16 protein-coding genes are annotated in these 19,449 nt (G+C 67.7%); 7 read left to right on the forward strand and 9 right to left on the reverse strand.

The genetic code is table 11. From position 1 onward, the window contains the following. The first annotated feature begins 59 nt into the window (after positions 1–59). The 3 genes from VF632_RS21195 to VF632_RS21205 all read left to right on the forward strand — a co-directional run bounded on the left by VF632_RS21195 (position 60) and on the right by VF632_RS21205 (position 2,915). Positions 60–1,574: a RapZ C-terminal domain-containing protein gene (locus VF632_RS21195; RefSeq protein ID WP_331024920.1), complete on the forward strand. Its 1,515-nt coding sequence runs from the start codon at positions 60–62 to the stop codon at positions 1,572–1,574. Then, positions 1,574–2,293 (forward strand): nucleotidyltransferase family protein, encoded by a 720-nt coding sequence (locus VF632_RS21200; RefSeq protein ID WP_331024921.1) that lies wholly within the window; start codon positions 1,574–1,576, stop codon positions 2,291–2,293. The genes VF632_RS21195 and VF632_RS21200 overlap by 1 nt, the downstream gene beginning before the upstream one ends. 82 nt (positions 2,294–2,375) lie before the next feature. Next, on the forward strand, positions 2,376–2,915 hold the full coding sequence (locus VF632_RS21205; RefSeq protein ID WP_331024922.1) for a hypothetical protein: 540 nt from the start codon (positions 2,376–2,378) through the stop codon (positions 2,913–2,915). A 69-nt stretch (positions 2,916–2,984) separates the two neighbouring features. Here the strand turns inward: VF632_RS21205 and VF632_RS21210 are convergent, their stop codons facing one another. The 9 genes from VF632_RS21210 to coxB form a co-directional block, all read right to left on the reverse strand. Further along, positions 2,985–3,467, reverse strand: a complete 483-nt coding sequence (locus tag VF632_RS21210) for a type II toxin-antitoxin system VapC family toxin (RefSeq protein WP_331024923.1) — start codon at positions 3,465–3,467, stop codon at positions 2,985–2,987. Further along, positions 3,464–3,658 (reverse strand): hypothetical protein, encoded by a 195-nt coding sequence (locus tag VF632_RS21215; protein WP_331024924.1) that lies wholly within the window; start codon positions 3,656–3,658, stop codon positions 3,464–3,466. The genes VF632_RS21210 and VF632_RS21215 overlap by 4 nt, the downstream gene beginning before the upstream one ends. Before the next feature lie 57 nt (positions 3,659–3,715). Next, the gene (locus VF632_RS21220; RefSeq protein WP_331024925.1) at positions 3,716–4,189 is read right to left on the reverse strand and encodes a type II toxin-antitoxin system VapC family toxin; all 474 of its coding nucleotides are present in this window, start codon (positions 4,187–4,189) and stop codon (positions 3,716–3,718) included. Beyond that, complete coding sequence (locus VF632_RS21225; RefSeq protein ID WP_331024926.1) at positions 4,189–4,446, reverse strand: hypothetical protein; 258 nt, start codon at positions 4,444–4,446, stop codon at positions 4,189–4,191. The genes VF632_RS21220 and VF632_RS21225 overlap by 1 nt, the downstream gene beginning before the upstream one ends. A 168-nt stretch (positions 4,447–4,614) precedes the next feature. After that, positions 4,615–5,514: a cytochrome c oxidase assembly protein gene (locus VF632_RS21230; RefSeq protein ID WP_331024927.1), complete on the reverse strand. Its 900-nt coding sequence runs from the start codon at positions 5,512–5,514 to the stop codon at positions 4,615–4,617. 36 nt (positions 5,515–5,550) lie between these two features. Then, positions 5,551–5,982 (reverse strand): cytochrome C oxidase subunit IV family protein, encoded by a 432-nt coding sequence (locus VF632_RS21235; protein ID WP_331024928.1) that lies wholly within the window; start codon positions 5,980–5,982, stop codon positions 5,551–5,553. An 8-nt stretch (positions 5,983–5,990) separates the two neighbouring features. Beyond that, positions 5,991–6,632 (reverse strand): heme-copper oxidase subunit III, encoded by a 642-nt coding sequence (locus VF632_RS21240; RefSeq protein WP_331024929.1) that lies wholly within the window; start codon positions 6,630–6,632, stop codon positions 5,991–5,993. 52 nt (positions 6,633–6,684) lie between these two features. Further along, positions 6,685–8,628: a cytochrome c oxidase subunit I gene (gene ctaD / locus VF632_RS21245; RefSeq protein ID WP_331024930.1), complete on the reverse strand. Its 1,944-nt coding sequence runs from the start codon at positions 8,626–8,628 to the stop codon at positions 6,685–6,687. Positions 8,629–8,730: 102 nt separating this feature from the next. Beyond that, positions 8,731–9,819: a cytochrome c oxidase subunit II gene (gene coxB / locus VF632_RS21250; RefSeq protein WP_331024931.1), complete on the reverse strand. Its 1,089-nt coding sequence runs from the start codon at positions 9,817–9,819 to the stop codon at positions 8,731–8,733. 305 nt (positions 9,820–10,124) lie between these two features. Between coxB and VF632_RS21255 the strand changes: the two genes are divergently transcribed. The 4 genes from VF632_RS21255 to VF632_RS21270 all read left to right on the forward strand — a co-directional run bounded on the left by VF632_RS21255 (position 10,125) and on the right by VF632_RS21270 (position 19,416). Then, entirely contained in the window at positions 10,125–12,023 is a 1,899-nt protein-coding gene (locus tag VF632_RS21255; RefSeq protein ID WP_331024932.1) for an ABC transporter ATP-binding protein, read from the forward strand. Positions 12,024–12,093: 70 nt separating this feature from the next. After that, entirely contained in the window at positions 12,094–12,804 is a 711-nt protein-coding gene (locus VF632_RS21260) for a DUF3800 domain-containing protein (RefSeq protein WP_331025140.1), read from the forward strand. Between the two features lie 286 nt (positions 12,805–13,090). Next, complete coding sequence (gene dnaE / locus VF632_RS21265; protein WP_331024933.1) at positions 13,091–18,067, forward strand: DNA polymerase III subunit alpha; 4,977 nt, start codon at positions 13,091–13,093, stop codon at positions 18,065–18,067. A 386-nt stretch (positions 18,068–18,453) separates the two neighbouring features. Then, the gene (locus tag VF632_RS21270) at positions 18,454–19,416 is read left to right on the forward strand and encodes an acetyl-CoA carboxylase carboxyltransferase subunit alpha (RefSeq protein WP_331024934.1); all 963 of its coding nucleotides are present in this window, start codon (positions 18,454–18,456) and stop codon (positions 19,414–19,416) included. The last annotated feature ends 33 nt before the right edge of the window (positions 19,417–19,449 follow it).

Genomic DNA, 19,449 nt, shown 5'->3' on the forward strand with positions numbered 1-19,449 from the left:
GTTGCTGGGTTACATTCCTGACAGGCAGCAACCTTTCGGTCCGAACGACAGGCAGCGCAGTGGACAAGGTCTTTCGCAAGCTCTTCAAGCAGCACTTCGGCGCCGCGCCGGTCAGCATCCTCGAGATCGCGGGCGACGGCTCCGCCCGCAAGATGGTGCGGCTGGTGGGCGAGAACATGGAAACGGCCGTGGGGGTCGTGGGCCCCGACCCCGACGAGAACCGCGCGTTCCTTTCGTTCTCGCGTGCCTTCCACGGCATCGGCCTCCCCGTCCCCGAGATCTACGCGGTCGACGAAAAAGCGGGGATGTACGTGGAGGAGGACCTGGGCGAAACCACCCTGTTCGACGCCGTCTCGCAGGCCCGCCAGGCGGATCCGCAGGCCGACTTTCCCGCGGAGATGCTGCCGGTGTACCGGCGCATCCTGGAGGTCCTCCCCCGCTTCCAGGTGGAGGGCGGCAAGGTGGTCGACTACTCCGTCGCCTACCCGCGCGCGGCGTTCGACCGGCAGTCCATCCTGTGGGACCTGAACTACTTCAAGTACCACTTCCTCAAGCTGGCGCACATCCCGTTCAACGAGGCGCGGCTGGAGAAGGACTTCCGCCGCTTCGCCACCTTCCTGCTGGGCGCCGACACCCGCCACTTCCTGTACCGCGACTTCCAGTCGCGCAACGTGATGGTGCGCGAGGGCGAGCCCTGGTTCATCGACTACCAGGGCGGACGCCGCGGCGCCCTGCAGTACGACGTGGCCTCGCTGCTGTGGGACCCCAAGGTGGGGCTCACCGAAGCGCTGCGGGAGGAACTGCTCGAAGAGTACCTGGAGCACCTGGACGGGTACCTGCCGCGCGTGGACCGCAACCGCTTCCGCCAGCACCTGCGCGGCTACGTGCTCGTGCGCATCATGCAGGCGATGGGCGCCTACGGCTACCGCGGCTTCTTCGAGCGAAAGCCCCGCTTCCTGCAAAGCGTCCCCGGCGCCATCCGCAACATGGAGCGGCTGCTGGAAACCGGCTTCGTGCCGGTCGACCTTCCCGAGCTGCGCGAGGTGCTGGAGCGCATCTGCGGAAACACCGTGCTGCGGAAGAAGGCCCCCACCCCCATGCCGGGGCTCACCGTGTACACCGGCAGCTTCAGCTACAAGGGCGGCTACCCCGACGACGCGGGCGGCCACGGCGGCGGCTTCGTCTTCGACTGCCGCGCCATCCACAACCCGGGACGCTACGCCGAGTACGCCAGCCTCTGCGGATGCGACGAGCCGGTGGAGAACTTCCTGGAAAGCCTCCCCGAGGTCGAGGACTTCTGGGGCAGCGTCCGCGGCTTGGTGGAGCACCACGTGGGTGCCTGGCTCACCCGTGGGTTCGGCTCGCTCTCGGTGTACTTCGGATGCACCGGGGGGCAGCACCGGTCCGTGTACTTTGCCGAGCGGCTGGGCGCGTACCTTCGTGCCAACTACCCGTCGGTCAACATCGTGGTCACACACCGCGAGCAGCCGCGCTGGGAGCCCGCGCGCGCCGAAGCCCTGGCGCTGGCGGCCAGCGCGGGGGTGGAGGCCGGCACCGCCGAAGTGGCCGCCTGATGGATGCCATGATCCTGGCGGCCGGGCTGGGCACCCGCCTGCGCCCGCTGACCGACCACACCCCCAAGGCGCTGATCGACGTGGCCGGCGTGCCCATGATCGAACGCGTCGCCCGCCGGCTGATCGATGCCGGCGCCGACCGGCTGATCGTGAACACGGCGCACCTGGCGCAGAAGATCGAGGACGTCGTGCGCCAGCGCGGCGGCTTCGGCGTGGAGGTCGAGTTCTCGCGCGAAGACCCCGGCCCGCTGGAGACCGGGGGCGCGCTGCTCGCCGCGGAGGATTTGTTCCGCAAGGACGCGCCGTTCTTCCTTCACAACGCCGACATCCTCACCGACCTGCCGCTGGACGGAATGTACGCCGCGCACGTCGACGCCGATCCCCTGGCCACGGTGGCCGTGCTGGACCGCCCGAGCACCCGCAAGCTGCTCTTCGACGACGACGGCCTCCTGGGCCGGGTGGACGAAACGAAGGGGCTGGACCTTCGCGTGCGCGAGCCCGTCGGCGCGGTGCAGGCGCTGCCGTTCGCGGGCGTGCACGTGCTCGCCCCGCGCGTCTTCGGCCTGCTGACGGAGCGCGGGGCGTTCAGCATCCTCGACCCGTACCTGCGCCTGGCCGCGGCGGGAGAGCGCATCCTTCCCTTCCGCGTAGACGGGCACGCCTGGCTCGACATCGGGCGGCCGGAGCAGCTGGAAGAGGCACGACGCCGGTACGCGTAAGCCGCGGGTGGAACGCCTCTTGCCCCGTCCCCGACCCGCTTTTTCGCGAGCGGAACGGGACCATGACGAGGGGATGCGGACGATGAACGGACGGCTGGCGGCGGTGCTGGCGCTTTCCCTGGCGGCCGCGTGCGGCGGCGGGGGCGAGCAGAAGGAAGTCGATTCGCCGGCGACGACGATGGACGAGAGCACCACCGATCCCGGCGAGGGGCAGGCGCCCAACGTCAGCCCCGTCGGCCGGCCGGAGCAGACGATGGCGGCCGGACACCTGTCGGCCATCAACAACTCCGGCGTCACCGGGTCCGTGAACTTCCGTGGCATCGGGCAGCAGACGGAGATTTCCCTGCAGGTGACCACGGCCCCCGCGGGCACGCAGCAGCTGAACGCGGCCGTGGTGCAGGGCACCTGCCAGCAGCCCGGCACCGAAGTGGCCCCCATCGGGCCGCTGACCGTGGGGGCCGGGAACGTCGCCGCCGTCACCGATACGCTGAACCTTCCGCCGGGCACGGTGCTGAACGGGCAGCACGCGCTGGTGGTCAAGGGCCAGAACTCCGGCCCCGCCACCCCACCCCTGGCCTGCTCGCCCCTCCCCAAGTGGGAGCGCCTGCCTCCCACGGGCTGAGCCGATCACCAGAAGAGACGAGCGCCGCGTGACCCTGGTCGCGCGGCGCTTTCGCGTGTCGGTGACGAGCTACGCCGCGAGTTCCAGCACGTCCAGCCCCTCGTGCCGCGCCGCCGCGCACTGCACCCGGTCGGAGCTCACGAACGAGAAATCCACGCCCGCTCCCAGTCTGTCGCGCGTACGTACGGCAGCGGCAACCTGAATGGCGTCCGCAGGTCGTAGTCTTCGCCGCTGCACGATCTCCGCAGCCGTCCGCATGAAGTCGGAGGCGCGGACCACCATCATTGGAGATTCCCGGGTAAAGCTCTCGACCAGATTGGGAATCGCCTGACGCAATGCTGCCGCGCTGAGTCCCTTGCGAGCCGCCTGAGGCCCCCGCTGGATTTGATGAAGTGCAGACACCACCTCCGGCAGCGACAGGTCGCAGACGAATACTTCCGCGGACCGCTCACTCCGCCCGGCACTCCGCACCAGATCATGCACGATCATGGAACCCGGTTCTACGGCGTGCAGCTTCACCACCGCAGAGGCATCGAAGAAGTAGCATCTCATATGTGGTTCGCCCGCCGCATTCGGATCAACGCCTGGCTCGGCAATTCTCCCTCTACCTCGATCATCTCGGGCATCTGCCAGTCAGGGCCATCGTTCGGCAGCTTGGCGATGAAGCCGCTCTCGATCATCTCGCGGAGATGTTCGAACTCGGGCGGCACTTCGGGCTTGCAGTGACAGCACGGCTTCTTCATACGTACGCTCCGGTCAGGATAGTCTCTTCAGAAAGGCGGCTCTCGTCTTCGTTTGCGTTACGCTGGAGTAAGGACCTCCAGCCCCTCGCGTTCAGCCGCTTTGCACTGCTGCTGGTCATGGCTGACGAAAACGAATCGATCAGCCCCTACCGCATCACGCGCGGTGAGCGCCGCGGCCACGTGAACCGCGTCCGCGCCCCGGATCTGCTGCCGCTCTACTACCGTTGTTGCGAGCGCCATGCAGCCGCTCGCCGGAACCTGCAGGATGTGCTGGGAGGCGGACAGCTCGGCCCTCACCTGCGGAAGCACGCGGCGGTACGCGGCCGGGCTGAATCCCCGGCGCGCGGCTTCACCGCCGTAGGCGATCTGCCGAAGGGCCGAAACTGTTTCAGGGAGGACGAGGTCGCACAAGCACACGACCGTCCCCGCCGGATCCGCTACCGCGCTTCGCAGCATCGCCCGGACGCCGAGCCATCCCGCTTCCACCACGTACAGCCGAACGGTCGCGGATGTGTCCAGAAAGTACACCATCAGAGCCGGCCCTCCCGGCGAAGGCGAATCACGAAGGCGCTCATCTCGTCCCCATCGAAGGGAAACACCATGGGCGGGGGCGTCCAATTCAGATCCGGAGTCATGGATGGCAGCTTGACCGCGATCCCTTGCTCCGCCATGAGGCGCTGAAACCGCAGCAGCCCTTCGCGAAGATCCGCGACACGCGTCGCCGGCCCGCCGACTGTTTCGGGGCAGTCCGGGGCCTCGGTGGCAGAACTGGTTGTGCGCTCATTCATGCATTGCCCCTCGCGTCGTCGGTTTCCTGTGCCACTTGGAAGATAAACCGGACGTGCTGAACGTCCAATACCGCGAGCCGCCACGGCTGGTACGAGTTTTTGGGGCCACAAAGAAGAAGCCCCCGGACGAGGTTCGTCCGGGGGCTTCTTCCATTCAGCCGCGCGTGCTCAGCCCTGCGGGAACGGGGGCGGCACCACCAGGCCGGCGCGGTTCACGCGCGGGGAGCGGAGGGGCACCCGCTCGTCTTCCGCGCGCTCGCCCTGCGTCCAGCGGAAGTACACCGCGGTGATGGCCAGCCACAGCGTCAGCCCCCCCGGCACCCACATGATCACCCCGCCCAGCCGCTGGTCCTCCAGCGCCGACAGCTCCGAGAACACCCGCGGCGCCTCCACGTACCAGGTGTACAGCTCGGTCTGCGAAAAGGTGATCAGCGCCGCGGAGATCATCATGGGGATCCCCACCAGGAACAGGTACATCATCTGCAGCACGGGGGCGATCCGCGGCAGCTCCGGCAACGGGCTTCGCACCGGCCACCACATGATGGTGCCCGTCACCATGATCATCAGGTGCATGGTGATGTGCACGCCGTGGCTGCGCATCATCAGGTCGTACGGACCCGGAAAGTGCCAGGCCAGGAAGATGGCGTTGTTCAGCGCGAACGCCATCACCGGAAAGGTGAGCGCCCGGGCCACGCGCGCCGCCCACGGCCGCCGGATCAGCGGCCGCAGCGCCCACGCCGGGGTGCCGTACAGCAGGAACGGCGGCATGATCAGGATCAGCAGCAGGTGCTGAACCATGTGCGCGCTGAACAGGAAGTAGTCGCTCAGCTCGTGAAGCGGCCCCTGCAGGGCCCCGAACATGATAGCCAGCCCCCCCATGAACGACGCCACCTGCCTCGCCGGCACGGGGGACGAGCCGGGAAAGCGGTGGCGAAGGGGCCCCACCATCAGGAGATACGCGCCCGCGAGCAGCAGCCACCCCGCCATGAAGCTGGGGTACACCCGCCATTCGTTCCAGGCGAAGGTCTCGCCGTGCAGCAGCGCGAGACCCAGGACCGCGTTCGACATCAGACTACACCCTGCCCTTCTCGCGAAAGCGTGCGCTCAGTGCGCCGGCGGCGTGGTGGGCGCGCCGGGCTGCTGGCTGGGCGCCGTGCCCGAGCCGTGCACCCCCTCGTTGCTGCTGGCCGTGCCGTGGATGGCCGTGCTGGTGCCATGAAGCGGCCCGAACAGCAGGATCATTCCGCCGATCACCAGGACGGCCAGCAGCGCGGGAAACACGAACACCGCCGTGAACAGCTTGTTGTCGAACTTCAGGTGCATGTAGTACGCGACCACCGACACGAACTTCAGCGCCGACAGGAACAGGATGATGAAGACGGCCGTCCCCGCCGCGTACCAGTGCTGCGTTTCGCCGTAGTACCCGACTACCTCCAGCACCGTCAGCCCGATCAGGATGGCCCCGATGATCAGGTAGAAGCGGTTGGTGGGGTGCGCGTGCTGGCTGTGCGCCATCTCGTTGGCTTCGCTCGACATTGGCCCGCTCAGGGAATCAGGTACACGAGGGGGAAGATCACGATCCAGATGACGTCGACGAAGTGCCAGTACAGGCCGCCGATCTCCACCAGGAGCGATTTCTCCGGCCCCAGCTTGCCGGTGTGCACCCGCCACGCCAGCGTCAACAGGTAGATCACGCCGGCCGTCACGTGGGCCCCGTGGAACCCGGTCAGCAGGTAGAACGACGAGCCGAACAGGTTGCTCGAGATGGTCAGCCCCTCGTGGATGAAGTGGCTGTACTCGTACACCTGACCCACCGCGAAGATGGCGCCGCCGATGGCCGTGGCGATCAGCCAGTTGCGGCTCCAGGTGCGGTCGCCCCGCTGCGTGGCCGAAAGCGCCAGCACCATCATCACCGAGCTCATCAGCAGGATGAAGGTGGTGAAGGTGATCAGCGGCATGTTGAACACGCCCTCCACGTGCTGCCCGTTCCACACCCGGTTGTGCGGGAAGGGCGGCTTCAGGCTCCTGCCCTTGTACGCCATGTACGTGGCGATCAGCGAGCCGAACAGCAGGCATTCCGAGCCGATGAAGACCCAGAACGCCAGCTTTCGGCTGTCCAGCCCCGTGCTGGTGTCCAGGTGGCCCGGGTGGGCGGCGTGCGCCTCCAGCGCGTGCGAATGATCCATGGTCCTGTCGGTACCCGTGTTTGCGTCCAAGTAAGGCGAAGTGCGCCGCGGATCAGTGCTCGTGGCCCGGCTCGAAGGCGAACTTGAAGATCGACAGCGCGGTGACCGCCAAGCCCACCACCGTCAGCAGCCACAGCCAGTGGAGCGGCCCGTCCATCGTGCGGAAGATCAGCCCGATGAAGGTCAGCGAGATCCCCGAGGCCAGCACGATGGGCCAGAACGACGGCGGCGGCAGGTGAATGCCCAGGTCGTGCGCCGACATCTTGTTCTCGTCGTCGGGGTACGTCATCTCGCCCATGTCGGCGCCCATCAGCCGCACCTGCTCGGTGTCTTCCTCCGCCCGGCCATGCGGGATCCCGCCGTCCTTGGTGGGGTCGCCCTCCCACAGGGGCATGCGCGAGTGCACCACCGGGATCGTGCGGAAGTTGTACACCGGCGGGGGCGACGGGATGGACCACTCCAGCGTGGGCGCGCCCCACGGGTTGGGCCCCGCCACCTTCCCCCACTTCCACGAGAACACCAGGTTGATGGCGAAGATCAGCGTGCCCAGCGCGATGATGAACGAGCCCGCCGAGATCACCAGGTTCATCTCGTTGAACCCCATGTTGTCGGCGTAGGTGAAGATGCGCCGCGGCATGCCCAGCATCCCGAGAAAATGCATGGGGAAGAACGTCAGGTTCATGCCGATCAGGGTCAGCCAGAAGTGCGCCTTGCCCGCGCGCTCGCTCAGCATGCGGCCGGTGATCTTGGGGTACCAGTAGTAGATGCCCGACCACAGCCCCAGCACCGTGCCGCCGAAGAACACGTAGTGCAGGTGCGCCACGATGAAGTACGTGTCGGTCTGCTGCAGGTCCGACGGCGCCGCCGCGTGCATCACGCCCGAGATGCCGCCGATGGTGAACATGGCGATGAACGCGATGGAGAACAGCATCGCCGTGGTGTAGCGGATCGCGCCGCCCCACATGGTGCCCAGCCAGTTGAACACCTTGATGCCCGTGGGAATGCCGATGAGCATGGTCGACAGGGCGAAGAAGCTGTCGGCGATGGGGCCCATGCCCACCGCGAACATGTGGTGGCTCCACACGCCCCAGCCCAGCCAGCCGATCAGCACCCCCGAGAACACCATCACGTTGTAGCCGAAGAGCGGCTTTCGGCTGAACGTGGGAAGCACCTCCGACACCATCCCCATGATGGGAAGGATCAGGATGTACACCTCGGGGTGGCCGAACATCCAGAACAGGTGCTGCCAGAGCAGCGGGTCGCCGCCGGCGGCCACGCTGTAGAACTGCGTGCCGAACACGCGGTCGAACATCAGCTCGGTGATGGCGATGGTGAACACCGCCATGGCCGTCACGATCAGGATGCTCGTGATCAGCGTCAGCCAGGTGAAGATGGGCATGCGCATCAGCCGCATTCCCGGCGCGCGCATGTTGATGATGGTGACGATGAAGTTCAGCGACGCGATGATCGACGACAGTCCCAGGATCTGCAGGCCCAGGACGTAGAAGTCCATGTTGATGCCGGGCGAGAACTGCTTGGTGGTGATGGGCGCGTACGCGAACCACCCCGAGTTCGGGCCCAGCTTCATCAAAATGCTGGCGTTGAAGAAGATCACGCCGAAGAAGTAGACCCAGTACGACAGCGCGTTCAGCCGCGGGAACGCCACGTCGCGCGCCCCGATCTGCAGCGGGATGATGTAGTTGAAGAACGCGGCCGTCAGCGGCATCAGCGCCGCGAAGATCATCGTCAGCGCGTGCATAGTGAAGAGCTGGTTGTACAGCTCGGCGCTGACGAAGTCGTTGTTGGGCACGGCCAGCTGCACCCGGATCAGCAGCGCCTCGATGCCGCCCACCAGGAAGAAGAAGAAGGCCGTGACGCCGTACATGATGCCGATCCGCTTGTGGTCGACCGTGGTGATCCAGCTCCACAGTCCCGTCGGCTCGGCGTGCGCGGCCGCGTGCGCGTGCGGGGCGGCCAGCGTTGCAGATGATGCCATTCCTACTCCATCGGGTTCGGGGCGCCGCCGGGGACCGGGCGCCTGATCACGGAACCGCCCCGTCAGGGGGGCGGGACGTCACCACCGTATCGGGCTCTGGCGCTACTGCAGCGACTGCAGGTACGCCACGATGTACTGGATCTGCTCTTCGGTCAGGTTGCCGCCCGCGGCCTTGCCCTGCGCGGGCATCAGCGAGCCGGGCTTCATGGCGGGCGCGTTGCCGACCCACTTCGCCAGGTTCTCGGCGTTGTTGTCGACGATGCCCGCGGCCAGCGTGCGGCGCCGCCCGAAGTGCGTCAGGTTGGGTCCCAGCCGGCCCACCATGGGCGTGCCCTCGATCACGTGGCAGCCGGCGCAGGCGCCCTGCGTGACCAGCTTCTTGCCCAGCGCCACGGCCGAGGTGCTGTCGGTGGGCTCCAGCGCCGGCCGGGCCTCGTTCTCCAGCCACTGCCGGAAGCCCTCGGGGGTGTGCGCGATCAGCCGCATCTTCATCAGCGCGTGGCTGTCGCCGCAGAACTCGGCGCACTGGCCCATGTACACGCCGGGCACCGTGGGCGTAAAGATCAGCCGGTTGACGCGGTTGGTGATCAGGTCGCGCTTGCCCGCCATCTGCGGCACCCAGAACGAGTGCAGCACGTTGTCCGACTCCAGCAGCAGCTGCACCGGCTGGTTGATGGGAACGTGGATCTCGTTGGCGGTGATGATGGTGTCGTTGCCCACCGGGTACTGGAACTCCCACCACCACTGCTTGCCGATCACCCGCACGTTCAGCGCGTTGGCGGGGGGCTCGGGCTGGGTGATGAAGATGGCGCGCACGGTGAACACGGCGATCACCGCCACGATCAGCGCCGGGAGCAGCGTCCAGGCCACCTCGAGCTTGGTGTTGCCGTGGATCTGCTCGGGGTCGGGCATGCCGGGGCGATACCGGAACTTCCACATGATGTAGCCCATCCCCGCGAACGTCAGCACGCCCACGACGATGCCCATCCACATGGTCAGGTTGAACAGAAACATCTGCTCCCTGGCCATCTCGGTTTCGGGCGCGAACGTGGTCTGCGGGTATCGCGTGATGTGGTCTTCGCCGCAGGCCGCCAGCAGGGCCAGGAGCGCGGCGGCCAGCAGCGGCCGCTTCCCGCGCGCGGCCCGCCCCGGGGGGGTCGTGCGGGCGGCGGGAATGGAGACTGACTTCATCGGCTGTGGATGTTCGGCGTTCTTGCGTTGCTCTGAACTGGAACCCGGCGCGCATGGGCGCGCGCGAGCCGTGCCCGAAACGGGGGGCTGCCCGGCTGGGCGCGCATAATAGGTGTGCTCGCCGGGATACGCCAGTGCTCTTTCTGGCGAGAATGTACGGCGGGTGGGGCGCCGTGTCTGTGGGGAGTTCTCCCACCTGCCGCGCCCCTCCCGGCACGCGCATCCCGGGCCGCGCCGGTATCACCGCCGCGGGCTTCTCCGTATCTTCCGCTCCCCGGTTCCCGTTCTCCCTTTCCCCGCGGTTCATGGCCCAGGCACGATCGCACGCCGGACAGCAGCGCCGGTCGCCGTCCGACGGTCCGCCGTCGCTGGCCGAGCGGATGCGCGCCATGCGCAACGTTCCGCCGTTCCTGCGCATGGTGTGGCGCACGCACCGCGGCTACGTGCTGGGCATCGCCGCGCTCCGGCTGGTGCGCGCGTTCGTGCCGCTGGCGTCGCTGTGGGTGGGCAAGCTGATCGTGGACCAGGTCGTCGCGGCCACCCGGGGCGGCGCGCCCGACTGGGACCGCATCGGCGGGCTGGTGGCGCTGGAGTTCGGCATCGTGGCGGTGGGCGAGGTGGCGGCGCGCACGGGAACGCTGCTGGAAAGCCTGCTGGGCGACCTGTTCAGCAACCGCATGAGCGTGCGGCTGATGGAGCACGCCGCCGAGCTGGACCTTCAGCACTTCGAGGACCCCGCCTTCTACGACCGGCTGGAGCGCGCCCGCCGGCAGACGGTGGGGCGAATCGCCCTGCTCAACCAGCTCTTCGGGCTGGCGCAGGACGCGCTGACGCTCATCACCCTCACCGGGACGCTGCTCGCCTTTTCGCCGATCCTGTTCGGCCTGCTCGTCGTGGCGGTGCTCCCGTCGTTCCTGGGCGAAACCCACTTCGCCGCGCTGGGCTACTCGCTGCTCTACCAGTGGACGCCCGAGCGGCGGAAGCTGGACTACTACCGGATGATCGCCGCGTCGGACAAGACCGCCAAGGAGGTCAAGCTCTTCGGCCTGTCGCCGTACCTGATCGAGCAGTACCGCACCCTGGCCGACGGGTTCTACGAGGCCAACCGGAGCCTGGCCATCCGCCGCTCGCTCGCCAGCACCGGCCTTACCCTGCTGTCGACCCTCGGGTACTACGCGGCGTACGCCACCATCGTCTACCGCACCGTCCTGGGCCGGCTGACGCTGGGCGACCTGACGCTGCTGGCGGGCACCTTTTCCCGCTCACGCGACCTCATCCAGCGAATGCTGCTCTCCACGACGGAGCTGTACGAGCAGGCGCTGTACCTGGACGACCTCTTCATCTTTCTTCGCCTGCAGCCGTCCATCCGCCGAACCGAAGGGTCGCTCCCCTTCCCCGATCCCATCCGGGAAGGCTTCGAGTTCCGCGACGTCTGGTTCCGCTACCCGGACGGCGAGGGCGCCGCCGATCGCCCCGACGACGATCCGTCATGGGTGCTGCGGGGCGTGTCGTTCCGCATTCGCCCCGGCGCGCGGCTGGCGCTGGTGGGGGAGAACGGGGCGGGAAAGACGACCGTCACCAAGCTGCTGACGCGTCTGTACGAGCCCACGCGCGGCACGGTGCTGCTGGATGGCCATCCGCTGGGCGACTACGACCCGGCAGACCTCCACGACCAGGCGGGGGTGATCTTCCAGGACTTCGTGCGCTACGACATGACGGCGGAAGAGAACATCGCCGTGGGCCGCATCGGCGACCTGGCGCGCGACCCGGACTCCGCCCGTCCGCGGGTGGAGGGGGCGGCGCAGCGCTCGCTGGCGTCGGAGGTGGTGGAGGCGCTTCCCGGGCGCTACGGGCAGATGCTGGGGCGGCGCTTCGAGGGCGGGGTAGACCTGTCGGGCGGGCAGTGGCAGAAGGTGGCGCTGGGCCGCGCCTACATGCGCGACGCCCAGCTGCTCATCCTGGACGAGCCCACCGCCGCCCTGGACGCGCGCGCCGAGTACGAGGTGTTCCAGCGCTTCTCGGAACTGACGGCCGAGAAGATGGCCGTCCTGATCTCGCACCGCTTCTCCACCGTGCGGATGGCGGACCGCATCGTCGTCCTGGAGCACGGGCGGGTGCTGGAGGAGGGGACCCACGAGGAACTGCTCGCCCTGGACGGCCGCTACGCCGAACTGTTCAACCTGCAGGCCGCGGGTTACCGTTGACGCTGTTCACTTTCGTGGAGCGTCAGACGGGGGGACGGGCGTGCGCAGCTTCGGTGACTACATCGTTTTCGTGGATGAAAGCGGCGATCACGGGATGGTTTCGATCGATCCCCATTATCCGGTGTTCGTCCTGGCGTTCTGCATCTTCTCGAAAGAGGAGTACGCGACCCGCGCGACACCCGCCGTGCTGCGCTTCAAGTTCACGCACTTCGGGCACGACCACGTGATCCTGCACGAGCACGAGATCCGGAAGTCGAAGGGCGCGTTCAAGTTCCTGATCAATCCCGAGCGCCGGGAGCCGTTCTACGACGACCTGAACGCCCTGATCGACGCCACCCGGTTCGAGCTGGTCGCCAGCGTCATCGACAAGCGGCGGTACGCGGCCCTTTATGCCGACCCGGCCAACCCGTATCACGTGGCGATGGGGTTCGGGCTGGAGCGGCTGTACCTGCACCTGAAGGGGTTGGGATGCCGGACGGGTGTTACGCACCTGCTGTTCGAAAAGCGCGGCGACAAGGAAGACGGCGAGCTGGAGGTGGAGTTCCGGCGCGTGTGCGAGGGACAGAACGCGATGGCGGCGCGGCTGCCGTTCGAGATGGTGATGGGAGACAAGAAGTGCAACTCGGCCGGATTGCAGCTGGCCGACCTGGTCGCGCGCCCGATCGGGCGAAAGGTGATGAACCCGGCGCAGCCGAACCGAGCCTACGAGATCCTGGAGCGGAAGTTCAGGAGGAGCCCGGCGGGAAGCGTGCGGGGATGGGGACTGAAGGTTTTCCCCTGAAAAGCGAAAGGCCCCGGTACGAACCGAGGCCAGGCGCCGACCGGGAGTTCCCAGTCCATTATGTGCCTGTATAGTACGTCTGGCAGTGCCCCGCTGTCAAGGGCTCTGATAGCCCCAGAGTGCGGACACGTACAAACCCCGTTCACCTTCCCATCCGGCGCTCGCGGCCCCATATTCCGGGAGCACCTCCCCACCACAGAGGCGCCGGCGCGAACCCAATGCAAGTCGTTGGGCAGCAAGCAGTTTTGCAAGACGGTCACCCACTCTTCGGGAGCCCTCCAGGCCCATGTCGTTCGTTCACCTGCACTGCCACTCCGAGTACTCGCTGCTCGACGGCGCCAACCGCATCGGCGACCTGATCAAGCGCGCCAAGGAGTTCGAGCAGCCGGCGCTCGCGCTCACGGACCACGGCTGCATGTACGGTGCGTGGGTCTTCCAGGAAGCCGCCAAGAAGGCCGGTATCAAGCCCATCGTAGGGATGGAGGCGTACGTGGCGCCGGGCGCGCGGACGGACCGCAGCAAGGCCAAGGGCGAAAAGGGCTACTACCACCTCGTACTTCTCGCGCGCGACTACCAGGGGTACAAGAACCTCACTAAGCTCACCTCCATCGGCTACACCGAGGGGTTCTACGGCAAGCCCCGCATCGACCGCGAGGTGCTGCAGAAGTACTCCGAGGGGCTGATCGTGACGTCGGCGTGCCTGGCGGGCGAGGTCGCGCAGCACCTGATGGAAGACCGCTGGGAGCAGGCCCGCGACGCCGTGGCGTGGCACCAGGAAACGTTCCGCGACCGCTACTACCTGGAGGTGCAGGGGCACGACAGTCCCGGCCAGGAAGAGCTGAACCGCCGCATCTTCAAGCTGGCGCAGGAGATGAGCGTTCCCGTCGTGGCCAGCAACGACGCGCACTTCCTGAACGCGCACGACCACCAGGCACACGACGTCCTGCTGTGCATCGGGCTGGGGAAGGACTTCAGCGACCCCAACCGCATGAAGTACGACGGGCAGCTGTACTTCAAGAACACCGACGAGATGCGCGAGCGGTTTCCCGGCCGCCCCGACGTGCTCGAGAACACGCTGCGCATCGCCGACGAGTGCAACTGGAGCTATCCCAAGGGATACCAGGTGCCCGCGTTCCCCGTGGCGGAGAAGGGCTTCACCAGCGAGGCCGAAATGCTGGCCGACTGGGTGTGGCGCGGCGCCATGGAGCGCTACGCCAAGGACGCCCCCGCCGGCGCGGACCCCCGCACGGCGCTCGCGCCGGAGCTGGTGGAGCGCATCGACTACGAGCTGAGCGTGATCAGCAACCCCAAGATGGACTACTCGGGGTACTTCCTGATCACCGCTGACTTCATCCAGTGGGCGCGCGACCACGACATTCCCGTGGGCCCGGGGCGCGGCTCGGCCGCGGGGAGCATCGTGGCGTTCTGCACGGGCATCACCGACTGCTGCCCCATCAAGTTCGACCTGCTGTTCGAGCGCTTTCTGAACCCCGAGCGCGTGTCGATGCCCGACATCGACGTCGACTTCTGCTTCGAGCGGCGGGGCGAGGTCATCGAGTACGTGCGCGACAAGTACGGCCGCGACGCCGTGGGCCAGATCATCACCTTCGGGACGATGAAGAGCCGCGCCGTGATCAAGGACGTGGGCCGCACCCTGGGCTTCGCGCCGGCCGAGACGGACAAGCTCGCCAAGCTGATCCCCAACGGCCCGGCCTACTCGCTGACCGTCGAAGAGGCACGCGACAAGATTCCCGAGATCAAGGACCTGTACGAGAAGGATGCGCGCTACCGCCAGCTGCTGGACTACTCGTCCACGCTGGAGGGGCTGTCGCGCCACTCGTCCGTCCACGCGGCCGGCGTGGTGATCGCGCCCGGGCCGCTGGACGAGTACGTCCCCGTCTGCACGCAGAGCACCAAGGGCTCGGGGGGCAACGGCGAGTCGGTGATCGTCACCCAGTACGACATGACGTGCCTGGAAAAGGCCGGCATGCTCAAGATGGACTTCCTGGGGCTGAAGACGCTCACGGTGATCTACGACACCGTGGCCGACATCCGCCGCCGCTACGGCGCGCTGAAGCACCCGACAACGGGCGAGGAGTACGCGCGCGCGGAGGACATTCCGCTGGACGACGCTGAGGTGTACGCCATGCTGGCGCGCGGCGGCACCGCGGGCGTGTTCCAGTTCGAATCGGCGCTGGCGACGGAAAAGCTCCGCCAGATGAAGGCCGACCGCTTCGACGACCTCGTCGCCGCGAACGCCCTGCTGCGCCCCGGCCCGCTGGACATGGGGATGGACACCGTGTACATCCGCCGCAAGCTGGGGCAGGAGCCGGTGAAGTACCCCTTCCCCGAGCTGGCGGACGTGCTGCAGCCCACCTACGGCGTGATCGTGTACCAGGAGCAGGTGATGCGCATCGCGCAGATCCTCTCCGGCTTTACGCTCGCCGAGGCCGACGTGCTGCGGAAGGCGGTCGGCAAGAAGGACGCGGAGCTGATCGCCAAGGAACTGGGCAAGTTCGTGGAAAAGGCGGTGGAGAAGGGCCACCCCCGCCAGCAGATCCAGGACTTGTCGGACCAGATCGAGGCGTTCGGACGGTACGGATTCAACAAGTGCCTGCCCGGCGACACGGAGCTGCTGGATTCCTCCACCGGACGCCTGGTGCGCATCGACGACCTGTACCACGGCCGGGCCACCCTGGGCACCGTGGCCACCTGCCACACCGACGTGCTGAAGCTGGGCCACGGCGCCGTGGCGGACGTGGTCGACAACGGGATCAAGCCCGTGTACCGCCTGCGTACGGAGTCCGGCCGGGAGATCGAGGCGACGGACAACCACCCGTTCTTCACCATCGGCGGGTGGAAGGCCCTCGGCGCGCTGGATGCCGGTGAGCACATCGCGGTGCCGCGCTCGCTCCCCGTGGAAGGTTCCGCCTCGTGGCCGGAGCACGAGGTGATCGCACTGGGGCACCTGCTGGCCGAGGGCAACCTGTGCCACCCGCACTCGGTGTACTACTACAACCAGGACCCGGACGAGATCGCGGACTACGTGGCGGCCGCGGAGGCGTTCGGGAATGTTCGCTGCACCTTCGGCGAGAAGGACGGCACCACGCACGTCTACGCGGCGCGCGAGGACCGCGGGCAGGAGCCAGAGATCTTCGCCTGGGCCCGGCGGCTGGGGATGCTGGGCAAGACGGCCACGCAAAAGGAAGTGCCCGCGGAAGCGTTCACGCTAAGGAAGCGGCAGATCGCCCTTCTCCTGAGCCGCATGTGGGCGGGCGACGGCCACATCAACGTGGGCGACCGCAACGTCTACTACGCCACTTCGTCCGCGCGGCTGGCCCGCCAGGTTCAGCACCTGCTCCTTCGCCTGGGGATCCTGGGCAGGGTACGGGAGGTGAGGTTCCCGTATCGCGGCGGGTGGAAGGCCGGCTGGCAGGTGTTCGTCACCGGTAACGAGAACCTTCGCCGCTTTTCGGTGACCGTGGCGGCGAGCTTCCTCAGCGCCGAGCGCAGGCACGCCGTGGAGCAGCTGGTCCTGGCGGAACCGGCGACCGGACCCTCCAAGGACCTGGTGCCCGTCGCAGTCCGTGGCCTGGTGCGCGCCGCAAAGGAGCAGTCGGGGCAGACCTGGGCCCAGGTGGAGAGCGCCGCCGACGTTTCGTCGCGCGACTTCTATCCCGTGGGTACCAACCCGAACAAGATCGGGTTCACGCGCAGGACCATCGGCCAGCTGGCCGACCACTTCGCCGACGTGCAGCTGCGGGCGTACGCCGACAGCGACGTGCTGTGGGACCGCGTGGTGTCCATCGAGTACGTCGCCCACAAGCAGACGTACGACCTGGAGGTGCCGGGCACGCACAACTTCGTGGCGAACGACATCATCGTCCACAACAGCCACTCCGCCGCGTACTCGCTGGTCGCGTACCAGACGGGATGGCTGAAGGTTCACTACCCGGCCGAGTTCATGGCCGCGCTGATGTCGTCCGTGGTCGACAAGATCGACGACGTGGTGTCGTACATCGCGCAGTGCCGCGAGATGGGCCGCTTCATCCCGCGCGTGGGGCGCGAGGGAATCGAGGTGCTGCCGCCCCACGTGAACGAGAGCAACTGGAAGTTCACCGTGGTGGGCGAGGGCGTGGGCAAGATCCGCTTCGGCCTGGGCGCCATCCGCGGCGTGGGCGAGGGCGCGGTACGGTCCATCATCGCCGCGCGGGTGACGGAGGGGCCGTTCACCTCCATGTTCGACCTGCTGAGCCGCATCGATTTGCGCCTGTGCAACAAGCGCGTGCTCGAGGCGCTGATCTGCGCGGGCGCGCTCGACGGCTTCGACGAGGACGGCGGGCGCAACCAGCTGCTGGCCGGGCTGGACTCGGCGTTCGCCAACGCGCAGATGATCCAGAAGGAGCGCGAGAGCGCGCAGGACAGCTTCTTCGACATGCTGCTGGGCGGGGGCGACACCGCCGCCGCCACGCTGGTGCAGGCCCCGCCGCTCCCCAAGGTGGACAAGTGGACCGAGACCGAGCGGCTGGCGCGCGAAAAGGAGATCCTGGGCTTCTTCATCAGCGGCCACCCGCTGAACCGCTATCGAGAGGACGTGGCGCTCTTCGAGGTGCGCAGCAACACGTCGATGCTCAAGAACCAGAAGGACTGCAAGGTGGAGCTGGCCTGCGTGGTCACCGAGGCGGCGCGGCAGATCAGCAAGAAGGATGGCTCGGAGTGGGGCCGCATCACCGTCGAAGACTTCCACGGAACGGCCACGGTGCTTGCGTTCGGCGACTCGTGGGCTAAATACAAGGAAGTCCTCAAGCAGGACGCCCCGGTCGTCATTCGCGGCGCGGTGAGCAACCGTGAGCGCGACGAGGAGGACCCGCCGCTTTTCCTGGACAGCGCCGTGGCCTTGGGCGACATTCGGGAAAGCGGCGACGTGGGCGTGCAGATCGAGCTGGCGTCCGCCGGCATGGACCCCGGCGCCGTCGCGGCGACCAGGGACATCCTGGCGAAGCATGCCGGCGCCGGCGCGCTGTTCGTCGTCTGGAAGAACGGCGGGGGCGAAGGCGAGACGCCGCGGCTGCGGTCGCGGTCGGTTCGCGTGGCCCCGCGCGACGAGTTGCTGATGGAGCTTCGCGAGGCCCTGGGCGACGACCGCGTGCGCCTTCACCGCGACGCAGCGGCCGTGGTCGCCATCCAGCGCGAGGAGCGCTTCCCCCGCCGCGGCGGGGGTGGAGGCGGCGGGTTCAGCATCAACAGCAGCGGCGGGGAGTAGAGGCGCACTTCCCGCACGGGCGAATGAATTCGCTGCAACGACCACACGAAGTCCACCTTCGTGGACTGGCTTGTTTCAGTGTGAGTTCGAGGACGGAGCGCGCCCGGGCGCCGATGCAGTTCTCCCCCTCCCCTGCGTAGCGGGGGACGAGGGCCGGGGGGAGGGGGCTCCCGCCGAGTGATCGGCAACCAGCCCCATCCGGTCTGAAGTTCTCCCCTCTCCCGGCGCAGTTTGCCGGGGGAGGGGCCGGGGGAGGGGCCCGCCGCGGCATGCATCGGCAGCCCGGACAAAACCGAAGTTCCCCCCTCTCCGCACGTAGCTTGTGCGAAGAGGGGCCGGGGGAGGGGGAACCTTCCCGCACGATCGACCCAACAAGGACTCGCGACGTGGCAGTAGCCCACCTGGACTTCGAGCGCGCCATCGCCGACGTGGAGGAGCAGATCGGATCGCTCCGCACGCTGGCCGACGAGCGCGGCGTAGACGTAACCACCGAGCTGGCCGCCCTGGAGCGCAAGCTCAACGGCCTGAAAGCCGACACGTTCGCCAACCTGTCGCCCATCGAGCGCGTGGGGGTGGCCCGGCACCCGCGCCGGCCCTACACGCTGGACTACCTGGAGCTGGTGTTCACCGACTTCGTGGAGCTGCACGGCGACCGGCAGTACCGCGACGACGCCAGCATCGTGGGCGGCTGGGCGCGCTTGGACGGCGAGACGGTGATGGTGCTGGGGCAGCAGAAGGGGCGCGACATGAAGGAGAACGTGCTGCGCAACTTTGGCATGCCGCACCCGGAGGGCTACCGCAAAGCGTTGCGGTTGATGAAATTGGCTGAGAAGTTCAACCGCCCGCTGATCACGCTGATCGACACCATGGGCGCCTACCCGGGGTTGGGCGCCGAGCAGCGCGGGCAGGGCGAGGCCATCGCCCGCAACCTTCGCGAGATGGCGGCGCTCAAGATTCCCAGCATCGCCACGGTCATCGGCGAGGGCGGCTCGGGGGGCGCGCTGGCCATCGCCGTCGCCGACCGCGTGCTGATGCTGGAAAACAGCATCTACTCGGTGATCAGCCCCGAGGGGTGCGCCGCCATCCTGTGGAAGAACGCCTCGGCCCGCGACAAGGCGGCCGAGGCCATGAAGATCACGGCCGTCGACCTGAAGCGGCTGGGGGTGATCGACGAAGTGATCCCCGAGCCGGCTGGCGGGGCGCACGGAAACTGGGAAGACGCGGCGGCGGCGTTCAAGGAGGCCCTGGTGAGGAACCTGAACGAGCTGCGCGCCCTTTCCGCCGACGAGCTGCGGCGGACCCGGTGGCAGAAGTACATGGGGATGGGACGCTGGCGCCACGCCGGCTGAGCCCTACCCACCCAACGTTCCCAACCATGCCCG

The sequence above is a fragment of the Longimicrobium sp. genome (genome assembly GCF_036388275.1).
Taxonomy (GTDB): domain Bacteria; phylum Gemmatimonadota; class Gemmatimonadetes; order Longimicrobiales; family Longimicrobiaceae; genus Longimicrobium.

What these genes read in the sequence shown, in the direction of transcription:
- VF632_RS21240 (WP_331024929.1), bottom strand. Translation starts at nt 6,632, where the DNA reads ATGGATCATTCGCACGCGCTGGAGGCGCACGCCGCCCACCCGGGCCAC.
- VF632_RS21200 (WP_331024921.1), top strand. Translation starts at nt 1,574, where the DNA reads ATGGATGCCATGATCCTGGCGGCCGGGCTGGGCACCCGCCTGCGCCCG.
- VF632_RS21210 (WP_331024923.1), bottom strand. Translation starts at nt 3,467, where the DNA reads ATGAGATGCTACTTCTTCGATGCCTCTGCGGTGGTGAAGCTGCACGCC.
- VF632_RS21220 (WP_331024925.1), bottom strand. Translation starts at nt 4,189, where the DNA reads ATGGTGTACTTTCTGGACACATCCGCGACCGTTCGGCTGTACGTGGTG.
- VF632_RS21205 (WP_331024922.1), top strand. Translation starts at nt 2,376, where the DNA reads ATGAACGGACGGCTGGCGGCGGTGCTGGCGCTTTCCCTGGCGGCCGCG.
- VF632_RS21225 (WP_331024926.1), bottom strand. Translation starts at nt 4,446, where the DNA reads ATGAATGAGCGCACAACCAGTTCTGCCACCGAGGCCCCGGACTGCCCC.
- dnaE (WP_331024933.1), top strand. Translation starts at nt 13,091, where the DNA reads ATGTCGTTCGTTCACCTGCACTGCCACTCCGAGTACTCGCTGCTCGAC.
- VF632_RS21255 (WP_331024932.1), top strand. Translation starts at nt 10,125, where the DNA reads ATGGCCCAGGCACGATCGCACGCCGGACAGCAGCGCCGGTCGCCGTCC.
- VF632_RS21215 (WP_331024924.1), bottom strand. Translation starts at nt 3,658, where the DNA reads ATGAAGAAGCCGTGCTGTCACTGCAAGCCCGAAGTGCCGCCCGAGTTC.
- VF632_RS21230 (WP_331024927.1), bottom strand. Translation starts at nt 5,514, where the DNA reads ATGTCGAACGCGGTCCTGGGTCTCGCGCTGCTGCACGGCGAGACCTTC.
- ctaD (WP_331024930.1), bottom strand. Translation starts at nt 8,628, where the DNA reads ATGGCATCATCTGCAACGCTGGCCGCCCCGCACGCGCACGCGGCCGCG.
- coxB (WP_331024931.1), bottom strand. Translation starts at nt 9,819, where the DNA reads ATGAAGTCAGTCTCCATTCCCGCCGCCCGCACGACCCCCCCGGGGCGG.
- VF632_RS21235 (WP_331024928.1), bottom strand. Translation starts at nt 5,982, where the DNA reads ATGTCGAGCGAAGCCAACGAGATGGCGCACAGCCAGCACGCGCACCCC.